Annotated in this window: 9 protein-coding genes; all 9 read right to left on the reverse strand. The window is 28.1% G+C overall.

The annotated features are described in order from the left end of the window. Positions 1 to 492: 492 nt before the first annotated feature. Entirely contained in the window at positions 493 to 1,512 is a 1,020-nt protein-coding gene (locus I6H46_RS02740; protein ID WP_200226280.1) for a ribonucleotide-diphosphate reductase subunit beta, read from the reverse strand. A gap of 589 nt (positions 1,513 to 2,101) precedes the next feature. Next, positions 2,102 to 4,630: a ribonucleoside-diphosphate reductase subunit alpha gene (locus I6H46_RS02745; protein ID WP_019118832.1), complete on the reverse strand. Its 2,529-nt coding sequence runs from the start codon at positions 4,628 to 4,630 to the stop codon at positions 2,102 to 2,104. 176 nt (positions 4,631 to 4,806) lie between these two features. Beyond that, on the reverse strand, positions 4,807 to 6,411 hold the full coding sequence (locus I6H46_RS02750; protein WP_200226121.1) for an ATP-binding cassette domain-containing protein: 1,605 nt from the start codon (positions 6,409 to 6,411) through the stop codon (positions 4,807 to 4,809). 246 nt (positions 6,412 to 6,657) lie between these two features. Next, positions 6,658 to 7,152, reverse strand: coding sequence for an RDD family protein (locus tag I6H46_RS02755; protein ID WP_019118834.1), 495 nt, complete (start codon positions 7,150 to 7,152; stop codon positions 6,658 to 6,660). 8 nt (positions 7,153 to 7,160) lie between these two features. Then, positions 7,161 to 8,162 carry a signal peptide peptidase SppA gene (gene sppA / locus I6H46_RS02760; RefSeq protein ID WP_019118835.1) on the reverse strand — a complete coding sequence of 334 codons (1,002 nt, stop codon included), beginning with the start codon at positions 8,160 to 8,162 and terminating at the stop codon, positions 7,161 to 7,163. 330 nt (positions 8,163 to 8,492) lie between these two features. Beyond that, positions 8,493 to 9,932, reverse strand: coding sequence for a PTS transporter subunit EIIC (locus tag I6H46_RS02765; RefSeq protein WP_019118837.1), 1,440 nt, complete (start codon positions 9,930 to 9,932; stop codon positions 8,493 to 8,495). After that, a complete protein-coding gene (murQ, locus tag I6H46_RS02770) occupies positions 9,929 to 10,816 on the reverse strand; it encodes an N-acetylmuramic acid 6-phosphate etherase (protein WP_026074089.1) in 888 nt (295 codons plus the stop codon). Before murQ ends, I6H46_RS02765 begins: the two co-directional genes overlap by 4 nt. After that, positions 10,782 to 11,687 (reverse strand): MupG family TIM beta-alpha barrel fold protein, encoded by a 906-nt coding sequence (locus I6H46_RS02775; RefSeq protein WP_234287406.1) that lies wholly within the window; start codon positions 11,685 to 11,687, stop codon positions 10,782 to 10,784. The genes murQ and I6H46_RS02775 overlap by 35 nt, the downstream gene beginning before the upstream one ends. A gap of 185 nt (positions 11,688 to 11,872) precedes the next feature. Beyond that, the gene (locus tag I6H46_RS02780; RefSeq protein ID WP_019118840.1) at positions 11,873 to 12,712 is read right to left on the reverse strand and encodes a MurR/RpiR family transcriptional regulator; all 840 of its coding nucleotides are present in this window, start codon (positions 12,710 to 12,712) and stop codon (positions 11,873 to 11,875) included. Positions 12,713 to 12,766 lie beyond the last annotated feature (54 nt).

Here is a 12,766-nt window from a genome sequence, read left to right on the forward strand (position 1 = left end):
TTTATAATCTAGCTATATTTTTTCAATATCAATTTTTATTTTTTCACTTTTCCCCCTTTCTAAAAATTTATAAATTCTTACAAGTTTTTTATTTAAAAACCCGTTAGTTCTAATAGTGATAATCACTATCTGTTCTATTATACAAAATTGTAGAAAAAAACACAATATTTCAATTTATTTTTTTGTTAAATATAAAAATTTTTAAAAAAACTAAAAAAAACAACAAAATCCAAGTCTTTAAAATATTTTTACTATAAATTAAATAAGGCTAAGTATAATATTTTAAATTAAATTTATATCAAAAATTTTCAAAGATTTCAAATCAAACACCATTTCCTTTAAATTAATTGAAACTTTGGATTATTTTTAAATATCTTCTATTTTTACAAAAAATTTTTATAAGGCAAAAGTCTAATTTTCTTAGATTTTTTGCAAATAAAAAACTGCTGTAAAATAGAAATATCTATTCTACAACAGTTTATAAAATTTATTTTATAAATCATCTTCAATAACTGAAGATTTAGAATAAGCTGAAACTTTTCCTTCAAAGAAATCTGTTTTTACTTGGTTTGGATCTGAATATTCACTAACCCATTTCATTGATTGAGGTTCATCTTCATATCCTTCATAAATTGTTCCAAGTCCAAGTCCTTTTGCTCTTAGATTTCCCAAATATTTTATATAATCTTCAATCATTTGTGAATTTAATCCTTGGATTTCATCTCCAATGGCATATTTTCCCCAGGCAATTTCTTGTTCTACTCCCTCTTTTAATAGTGATAAGTAGAATTCTTTTAATTCGTCAGTAAATAAGTCTGGTCTTTCTTCTTTCAAATCATTTATCATTGACCTAAAAAGCCACAAGTGAGTATTTTCATCTCTATTTATATATCTAATTTCTTGGACAGTTCCTGGCATTTTGCCATTTCTTCCAAGATTGTAGAAAAATGAAAAGCCTGAATAGAAATAAATTCCTTCAAGTATATAATTTGCAATCAAAACTCTCATCAAATTAAATTCGCTATCGTCTTTTATAAATTCATTGTATTGGTCGCCGATAAATTTATTTCTTTTTAAAAGGTGGTCATCTTCCTTCCACAAATACAAAATTCTAGTTCTCTCATCAGGAGAGCAAATTGTATCAAGTATGTAGGAATAAGATTGGGAGTGGATTGCCTCTTGGTAGGTTTGAATAGCAAGGCAAAGATTTATCTCGTTTGCTGTTATATAGGTTTGAAGATTTGGCAAATTTGCAGTTTGAATTGAATCAAGATAGGTCAAAAATGACAAAATCCTATCATAAGCCTTTTTTTCAGCCTTAGATAAATTTCTATAATCTTTTATATCTTGGTTTAAATTAATTTCTTCAGGAATCCAAAAATTATTCATAGCTTGTCGATACCAATCACTTGTCCATGTGTATTTTACATTGTTAAAATCATTAAGATTGGTTGTATTTCCATTTATTATTCTTCTTTTAGAAAGATCAATATCCCCATCCTCATTAAAAATTCCTCTTTTAGAAACTTCTTCCTTATATTTTTTTCCATGTTTTTGCCTCCTATCTTATGGGAAATAATTTTTTATAAACTAATATTTTTAATTTTATACCCCATTTTCAAAATCGAACTTATATTTTTACTTTTAAATAATTATAAAATATTTAAAAACTATTAAAATTTTTTTCTTTGCTAAATATTTTATTTAAATTAATACAATACTTCGTTAAGTTAGGGCGGAGGAAATGGGGGAGTTTCGAATTCTCCCCCTTTTTTCCACGCTAACTTAATTTTAAAATTTAACAAAATCTTAAATTAAAATTTAATTTTAAAATAAAACTACGAATAAACGCCGCGGTATAATTATTGAAATTGTACCACTGGAACAATTTCAATAATTATATCCCCTAAAACCCCACTTTCCCCCTGCAAACGACCGCTGCGCGGGCTAAATTTGTAAGAAGCTTCGCTTCTTTCGGTATTTGCCTGTGGGAGATAAATCCTAAAGCAAAGAATATGATACGGAAAAATTTAATTTGATTTCAAATTGAAAAAACTCCCCAAATCCGAAGTGATTAATTTATATTAGTTTTTTAATAAATCTATGACGCACATGAATCACAATCTTCTACTTCAAGTGATTTTCCTCTTACATAATATAGGGATTTTACTCCTGCTTCCCATGCTGTTAGGTAAATATTTAAAATTTGTCTCATTGTGTATTCTGTTGTTATATAAACATTTACTGATTGGGCTTGGTCGATGTGTCTTTGTCTTACTCCGCATGCTCTCATTGAAATATTTTGGTCAATATTATAGGCATTTTCGTATAGCCAGAAGGTTTTTGTATTTAGTCCTGGAGCAACTCTTGGTACTATTGCTCCCTTTTTTTCTTCTAGGAAATATTTGTTCATTATTGGGTCAACTCCTGCTGATGTTCCTGAAATTATTGAGGTTGATCCTGTTGGAGCTACTGCCAATAAATATCCATTTCTAAGTCCGTTTTCGTGAACGTCTTTCTTTAAATTTTCCCATCTTTCGCTTTCATATCCTCTTTGTTTGAAATAATCTCCATTATCCCAATCACTTCCATCAAAACAAGAATATGATCCCTTTTCTTTTGCAATTTCATTTGATGCTTTGATTGCAAAATAGTTTATATCTTCATAAACCTTGTCCACAAAATCAAGATGAGCATCTTCTTCTGACCATTTTATATCATTTTTTACCAACATATGATGGTAACCACTTGTTCCAAGTCCGATTGCCCTGTATTTTTTATTGGTTACTTTTGCATAAGGAGTTGGGTAATAATTTAAATCTATTACATTATCCAAAGCTCTAACGATTGTAGAAACAACTTCTTCTAATTCTTCTTTGTCGTTTACATCAATATTTCCAAGAGTTAGACTTGCAAGATTACATTCTACAAAATCTCCAGGCTTGGTTGTATTTACAATTACAGTTTCTCCATCAACAGTTTTTATCTCTTCGCTGACCGTCTCTGATGGGCTCATATTTTGGGCAATTTCAGTACAAAGATTTGAGGAATATATAATTCCCTTGTGCTTGTTTGGATTCGCTCTGTTTACTGCATCTCTATTAAATACAAAAGGTGTTCCTGTTTCTGTCCATGATTTTATCAAAAGCCTAATCAAATCTTTTATGGCAATTACTCTTTTTGAAATTTCCTTGTCATTTACAAGTTTATGGTAAAATTCTTCAAATTCTTCCCCGTAGGTATCTTCGATTGATTTGCCATATTTTACCAAAACTTCGTGAGGATCAAACATATACCAATCTCCACCAATATTGTCCCTACATTCTTTCCAGAATAAATCTGGCACACATACTGCTGGGAAAATATCATGGGCCTTCATCCTGTCATCACCATTATTTGTTCTTAGAGATAAAAATTCTGGTACATCCTTATGCCAAATATCCAAATAACAAGCCACAGCCCCTTGTCTTACACCTAATTGGTCAACGGCTACTGCTGTGTCATTGGCAAGTTTTATCCACCTTATAACTCCACCTGCTACATTTTTTATTCCCCTAATATCAGAACCTTGGGCCCTAACTTTTCCAAAATAAAGACCCATTCCACCACCGTGTTTTGAAACTTGGGCGAAGTTTGTAATTGAACGGTAGATTCCCTTCAAGGTATCAGGAACTGTGTCTATAAAACATGAAGAAAGTTGGTTAAATGGCTTTCTCGCATTGGTCATGGTTGGAGTTGCCATGGTTGCCTTTAATTGGGATAAAATATCATATAATTTTTTGGCAAAAGAAACTTGGTCTTTTTCTCCAATGGCAAGGTGCATGGAAATTCCCATAAACATTTCTTGGACGCTTTCAATATATTCACCTTCAAATGTTTTAATCAAATATCTTTTTGCAACCAAGTCCAAACCAGAATAGGTAAATAATTTATTCCTATCTTCTTTTAGATAAGCTCCCAATTCCTCCAAATCCTTATTTGTGTAGGATTCTAAAATATATTTTCCATAAAGACCAGCTGAAGTTAGGTATTGAACTTTTGACCTAAAATCAACAATTCCATATTTTTCTTCGCTAAGGCTAATTTTTAAATTAATCAAATGAATCATAAACCTTGCAGCAATAAATTCCCAATCCGGAGCTTCCTTGCTGGTAAGCTCACTTGCAGCCTTTATAAGGGCATTTAGCAAGGCTTCCTTGGTCATATTTTTCTTGGTAAAAGATTCAAATTTTAAATACAAAGACTCGATTGGATATCTTTGGTTGTCATACTCATCATTAATATCTTTGATTATAGAAAGAGTATATTCATCATCAATAAAAGATTCAAAATCGGTTAGGACCTTCCTGTCCATATTGTGTTTTGCCCTATAAAGAATGTAGGATTTAACTTCCTTATAGTAATTATTTTCAATAAGCTCAAGCTCAACCAAATCTTGAATTTCTTCAACAGTAACTACATGGTCTTTTGGGTATCTTTCCTTGATTGTTTTTTCTATATTAAGAGAAATTCTATCCAAATTTTCATCGCTAATAACAGAATCAACAGACCTAAAAGATTTAAAGATTGCACGATTAATCTTTTCCCTTTCAAAGTCAACAACTTGACCATCTCTTTTTTTAACTTCCATATCCACCCCTAAATATTGTTATTTTTATATTTAATCCACTATATATAGTGGTAATTCCGAAATTTCTACCTAACAATCATATCACAAGATAGGAATTTTAAAAAGTATAAAGTACTTATAATTTTTTAAAAAACAATCCCTATAGATTTAATATAAAATCTTATAGGGATTATTTTTTAAAATTGATATATTTTTTTAATTTTTATTTTTAATTTTCTATTAAATGAATTTAACAAATTAGGATTTGTCGAATGGCTTACGCAAATAATTATTTTATTTTCTATCTCTTTAATTATTTGAGCTACTAAATTTTCATTATATGTATCAAGACCTGATGTTACTTCATCAATAATAATCATAGATTTATCTGAATAAATAGCTCTAGCAAGATCTATCCTCTTTTTTTCTCCTCCCGAAAGAGTTGTTTTATCTATTTTGTAATTGAGATTTCTGTTTTTTATTAAATAGTTTAGACCTACCATATCTAAAATTTTTAAGCATCTATCATAATTTTTGTCCTCATCAAACAAAGTTATATTATCTATTATTGATCCAGTAAAAATAATTGTATCTTGAGGGATGAAATATATATTTTCATAATAAGATTTTTTATTCAATTGAGATAGGGCATATCCATTTATAAATATTTTCTTATTCTCATTTGCAAAAATTCCTAAAATTAAATTTAGAAAACTAGATTTTCCACTTCCACTATCTCCTAATATAAGACATTTATTACCAGATTTGATTTCCAAATTTATATTTTTTATTATGTAATTATTCGCAAATTTCAGATCAATATTATCAAATCTTAACTTATCAATTTTTCCTATCTCTATAGTTCCTTTATCTATATTAGTTTCTTCTAAATATTCTAAATATTTATCAAAAATTTTTTTAGATGAAATAATTCCACTATATGAATCTGCAATTGACTGAATAGGACCTGCTATTGTTACCATAAGTGTTGTCATAGCAATTAGCGATGGTAAATCTATCAAATTTTTATATACAAAAAATCCGCCGACTATCCAAGTCCCTGAATATAATATATTTCCCAAACCATAACTTATGGCAAATGTTTTTGCCAATGATGATTCGAAAATAATAGATTTATCTTTCAAAATCTCTGCTAATTCGCCTAGTTTATTATTAAAATATGAGCCTAGCTTGGATATTTTTATAAATAAAATATTTTCTGAAAATTCATCAAAATTTTCAAGATAAGCACTCTTAGAATCAAGTTCTTCTTCTTTTTTATTGGATAAAATTTTTCTAGAAATAAAAGGTGATAAAAATGGTATAAATGAAAATAATAGCATTATAAAAGTTAAAGTTCCTTGTATATAAATAGCTGATAAAAGAGATATAAAAAACATAAATATATACAATAATGAAGATAAAATGCCATTAAAATAATTATTTATAGCTTCAAGATCATTAATCATCTTGTTTTTAAAATCTTTTTTGTAATCTAAATTAAGATATGATATATCTTCCCTATCAATTTTTATAATCAAATCCTCCCTAAGTTTTTTAATTATATTATTAATAATTTTAGATTTAAATTTTCTAGGAAAATAATCAAACATAGCTTCAATAGTTAAATATGGAATTGCTATAAACCCCAAAAAAATAAGCTTTTTAAATTCCTTAGATACAGCAAAAAAAGTTAATTTTTGATATAAAAAAGCAGTACCCGCACTTAAAATTGCCGCAAAAAAACAAATAATAATATAAATAATTAAATTTTTTTTATTTTCTAATAAATATTTTCTCATAATATCACATATCTAAAAAAATTTAGAATTACCCTTTCTAACTTTTTAACATATTCTTTAATATAGTAATTAAAATCATAAGCATTGTTTGTACTACATTTGTAATTATTGCAATATATTAATCCTCTACAAATACCATAATCATTACAGTTTTTGCATCTAAAATGTTCTTTTGAATTCTTATTAATGTTAAAATTTTCGAAAAAATATGGTTTAAAATAGACTAAGCTATTTTAAACCATTTTTTTAATTTTCAAAAAGATAATCTACCACATCATCTTTTATAACAACCGTATCAACCAACATATCTGCCAAAGATTGTTTGTTTGGGGTAAATCCTATAATTAGGTACAAAATTTTTATAAAATTTTGAATATATCTTGCGAAAACTTCTCTTACCAAACAATCAAAAAAACTAAGTTTTTCGTCGTTTAAAGAAATAACCCTAATTCCCATTGCCATTTTTCCTAAAGTTTGGCCGTTGTTCAAATAAGTTAAGATGAAAAAATATAACAAACAAATTCCTGTTTCAATCAAAGGATTTATTTCTATATTCATAATTGTTAAATCCGTTTTTATTTGAAAAATTTTCATAATAATATTTGAAAAAGAATAGGCAACTATAGAGTCTATTGTAAAAGCCACAAGTCTTAGGAAAAAACCAGCATAGGCAAATTGAGGTATGGATATTGTCTTTTGTACATTCAAAGAATTATTTTCTATTGTTTCCATATTTTCCATAATTTCACCTATTTCCCATAATAATACATTGGTAGTGGAGATTCTTTTTCCATTAATTCTTTCAAAACACTAAGATCAGATGAAGAATTTTTTTCTACTAAATTTTGAGCTTTTGAAAATAATTTTTTTAATGAATAATCACTTCCTTCATATTCAAAAACTTCTGGATTATTTAATTTATAATCTTTTTTCATATCTTCAATTGCATCATCAAGATTTCCAATTTTATCTACAAGACCATTATTTTTAGCTTGAGCTCCATCATAAACCCTGCCGTCTGCAAGTTTTTTTACTTGATCTTCTTTCATAGATCTACCTTGAGAAACAATTTTTATAAACCTATCAAATGACGAATTTATAAGGTCTTGGAAATATTTTTTTTGCTCATCTGTCATATCTTTTCCAAGAGATCCTGCATCTTTCATCTTGCCTGTTGTAATATTTTGTTCTTTAATTCCATATTTTTCAAACAAACCTTGGAAAGATCTTGATGACATAATTACACCAATAGAACCCGTTAAGGTTTCATTTGAAGCATAAATTTTATCAGTTGGGGCAGAAATATAATATCCACCACTTGCAGCCATTGTCTTCATAACTGTAAATACAGGGATTTTTTTGTCAGTTTGAATTTCTTTTATCTTATTTGCAATTTGTTCAGAATTATAAACAGCTCCACCTGGAGAATTTACTTGCATAATTACACCCTTAACAGAATCATCCTTGTATATATCATCAAGTTGTTCCATAAAAGAATCATAAACTTCTCCATCTCCGATTGCTCCCTCATAAGAAATAAGAGCAATTTTATTTTTCTTATCCCCATCTTCTACAATATTTTTATTTGCAGTAGCTGAAAAAGGATTAAATTGATTTAAATATTCATTTTTCAATTTATCTGCCTGTTTTTCAGATATTTTATCGCTCCTATTTGATACGATAGAAGATGCTACAAACAAAAGTAGAGCAATAGCCACAGCTATCCATCTTTTGCCATTGTTTTTTTTCATATTAACTCCTTTAATTTTATATTTTATAATAACACTATATTATTCTAAATTTAAAGAATCAAGGATAAGAAAATAAGTTTTGATTTTTTTTAACAATTGAGTACAATGAAAAGGCAAGACAATTATCGTTGACACTAAGAGAAATTGTTTTTGTATAGTCTCTTAATTGAGACTATTTACATAAAGGATTTTTACCAAAAATCAAAAGGTAAAAGTCCATTTTTTTGTATGTTTTTAAAATTTATTAATTTTTTCTTTAAAATAATTTTTATTTCAAAGAAATTTTTGCAAAAAAAATCCTGCCCTAAGGCAAGATTATTTTTTATTTAATTAAAATTTAAAATCTATACTATCTACTATGTCTTCTCCGTCTATATATTTTTTATCTATTCCAAATAAATATGTTAGTATAAATCCTCCAACATATCCACCGATAAGTCCAAATATATATCCTAGGGCTTTTCCATTATAAATTAGTGGAATTAGGGCTAGTCCACTTGGACCTACTGCTGTTGCTCCTATTGATCCTATTGCACCAATTATTGCTCCTCCTACTCCTCCACCAAGACACGCTGTTATAAATGCTTTTCCCATTGGTAGAGTTAGGGCATATATTAATGGTTCTCCAATTCCTAAAATTCCTACTGGCAATCCACCTTTTGCTATTTCTGTTAATCTTTTATTTTTTCTACATTTTACAAGTATTGCTATTGCAGCTCCTACTTGTCCTGCTCCTGCCATGGCAAGAATTGGCAATAAATATGTTGCGCCTTGTTGTTCAATCATCGCAATGTGGATTGGTGTTAAAATTTGATGTAGTCCTAGCATTACCATTGGTAAAAATACTGCACCAAGAATAAATCCTGCAATCGCTCCACCCAATTCTATTACAGAGTTAATTATTCCTATAAGTCCGTTTGATATTAATCCTGCTATTGGCATTATTATAAATATTGTCAAAATTCCTGTAACTAATAAGGATATTGTTGGAACAATAATTATATCTAGTGAATCTGGAATTACATTGTGAAGGGCATTTTCAATTTTTACAAGTATAAATACTGCAAGAATTACTCCAATTACTCCACCTTGTCCTGGTAGTAGGGCTGAATCTAAAAACATATTTTTTAATGGCTCGTCTGGATTCATTGCTGAAAGATATACCATACCTCCAATTACTCCACCCAAGCCTTCGTTTCCTTTAAAGACTCTTGCTGCATTTATTCCTATAAATATATTCAAATATCCATAAAGTCCAGTTTTTATTATATTTAAAACTTGAAGTACTGCTCCAAAATTTTCTTGTGAAAGTGAACCTGCTGTTATCATATTTTGCATAACTGAGGCTATTCCACCTATAAGTCCTGCTCCTACAAAAGCTGGTATTAATGGAACGAAAATTGATGCTATTGTTGCTGAAAATGATTTAAATTTTGATTTATTTTGTTTTTCTTTTACTTTTGCTTTATTTTCTCTAGTTCTTTTTTCTATATCGCTTTTTATTTCTTCAGAAAATTTTGCATTTGCCATATTTGACATTTCTTTTGCTATTTTTTCACTTTTGCCAGGGCCTGTTACTATTTGAATTTGTTCTCCTTTTAAAACTCCCAAAACTCCATCAATTTTTTCAATTTCTTTGAAGTTTACCTTGCTTTCATCTACAACTTTTACCCTTACTCTTGTCATACAATTTATAACTTCTGTTATATTATCTTTTCCACCAAAATTTTCTATAAGGTCTGTGGCGATTTTTTTGTTATCTTGTTTCATTGTATTCCCTTTCTTAAAAATCCTTCGTTTTCTTCCAACAATTCAAGCGCTTCTTTTTTGCTAATTGATTTTTTTTCCATTAAAATTGCACATTTTACCCTGCCATCTGCATCATCTAGTAATTTTTCTGCATAACTTTTATCAATATTGCAAATATCTTCAATCATTTTCAAAGCCCTATTTTTTAATTTCTCATTTGATACCCTAAGATCAACCATAAGATTATCGTAAACTTTTCCGATTCTTACCATTGAAGTTGTTGAAATCATATTCAAAACCATTTTTGTTGCAGTCCCTGCTTTCATTCTAGTAGAACCTGTCAAAACTTCGCTTCCTGTGTCTATTTCTATTGGATAATCTGCAAATTTTGAAATTTCAGAACCTATGTTGCAAGTTATCGAACCTGTTTTTGCCCCAAGTTTTTTTGCATATTTTAATGCTCCAATAACATAAGGTGTTCTTCCACTGCTTGCTATTCCTACAAGCAAATCATCTTTTGTAAATCCATGGTCTATCAAATCTTTTTTTGCCAAATTTTCATCATCTTCTGCGTTTTCAATTGGATTTCTTAGTGCCTTATCTCCTCCTGCAATAATTCCTTTTATCATATTTTTATCTACGGAAAAAGTTGGAAATGCTTCAGACGCATCCAAAACTCCAAGTCTTCCGCTAGTTCCTGCGCCAATATAATATAAATGACCGCCCTTTTTAAACACATCTACAATAGCATCTGTTAGTTTTTCAATATCTGGGATTTTTTCGCCAACTTTTTTAGCTATTGTCATATCTTCATTATTAATTATTTTTAAAATTTCTAGAGTTGACTTGGTGTCCAAGCCCTTGCTCTTGTTATTTCTTGATTCTGTTGATGACAAGTCTATCACTTCCTCCTATCAAATCTAATATTCCAAGATGAGACTTATCTACATGTCCAATAATATTTCTCATCTTATCTTCTCCTATATCTTTTCTAATTATTTCAAGCTCTCCAGAATATCTTTTGGCATTTTTATTTAAAATTACTAAATCGCCCTTTTTTATTTCTCTATCATCGATTTTTTCAATAAATTTATAGGACCTTTTATTTCTTATCAAATAATCGCTTATATCCTCTCTAACTTCAATTTTTTTCAAATCTTTATAATCATCTTCCAAAAAAACATCTAAATTTATTAGCTTATTTTTCTCATAATCTTCTATATATTTTTTAATTTTTTGTGAGATTCCTTCAGATAACAAGAGATTTTTTATTTTATACTTTCTTTTAAGTTTCAAATAAGAATAATAAGGATTTTCCCACCTATCTTCTTCCAAAGTTGGAAGACTTTCAAACATTGGTCCCCTAAAATCATTATCTCCTTGAAAAAAAGCAAAAATATCAACGCCAAATGCTTTTAACATTTGATTTTTATTAATAAATTCATCACTTCCAAGTCCTGAATATGAAAGAGGATAATAATTATGCCAAGCACTAATATTTGAAAAATTTGAATTTTTTTCTTTCAAATCCATTAGATTATTATAATCTATGGTCGATGCATTTATAGCCAATTTATTTTTTTTAGATAATTTAGCTATTAGTTCATTATTAAATCCAAAATCTAGCCTTATTATTATGTTTAAATCTAAAAGTTTAGGAAATTTTTTCAAAACTTCTCCATTTAAATCTACACAAACTTTCGTTTTTGAATTTTTTAACATATTCAAAAGCCACAATAATTTATCCATATTCTCGTCTTTTAGAGGATAGTGCATAGATGTAAACTAAAAATCATAATTTTTAAATTCTTCTAGCTTTTTTATAATTTCTTCTTTATTTTGATTAAGATATAAACTAAAACCTAACATAAATACTTCCTTTTTCTCATAGAAAAGCTTTTCACATTTACATTATAAAACACTTGAAATATAATTTCAAGTGTTTCTTTATATTTTTAAAATTAAATTTTAAGTTTGTCTGTAAATTCTTTGGTAACTTTTAAATTATCCACTACATAATCATAATTTAATCCTATATAAGAAAAATATAAAATATCCGTTATGATTAAAGATGAAAATCTCGACGCAATCGCTCCATACCTAATTTCTTTTTCACTTGATGGAATTTTTATAAAAACGTCAGAATCTTTTGCAAGTTTTGAATTTTCATTTTTGCTTATACTTATAAGAGAAGCTCCCTTAATTTTCGCATAATTAAATGATTCCAATACTTCTTTTGTTTTTGCCCCATAAGTTATTGCAATTAAAAGATCATTTTTTCCTATATGAGAAATTCTTGAAAGATTTGTATGGGCGTCTTTCTCATAATACACATCTGCCCCTGCCCTTAATAATTTATAATAAAAATCTTCGCATATAAGTCCAGAACCTGCCACTCCTGAAAGATAAATTTTTTTAGCCTTATTTAAAATTTGGCACGCCTTTTCAATTTTTTCTTCATCAATTAATGCATAAGTTTTTTCTATTGTTTTTTGTATATTTGCCTTAGACTTACTTATTATATCCTTTGTTTTGTCAGATTTTTTTATTTCATCTTCTATAAAATCACTTTCTTCTTCAAAGGCTTTTGCAATTGATATTTTCATATCCACAAAGGAATTATAGCCGATTTTTTTTACAAATCTTGTAACAGCAGCCTGAGATGATTTTGTATTTTTTGCAAGGTCAATGCTCGATTGTTTTATTATCAAGTCCTTGTTGTTTAATATATAAGATGCAATATTTTTATCTGTCTGAGTAAAACTATCTTTTTTATCTTCAATTCTAATTATATATTCCATATAAACCTCAAAACCCCAAAACATTTAATTTGAAGTTAATTTTTATTTTCTATT

The organism is Anaerococcus obesiensis (genome assembly GCF_016599815.1).
Classification (GTDB): domain Bacteria; phylum Bacillota; class Clostridia; order Tissierellales; family Peptoniphilaceae; genus Anaerococcus; species Anaerococcus vaginalis.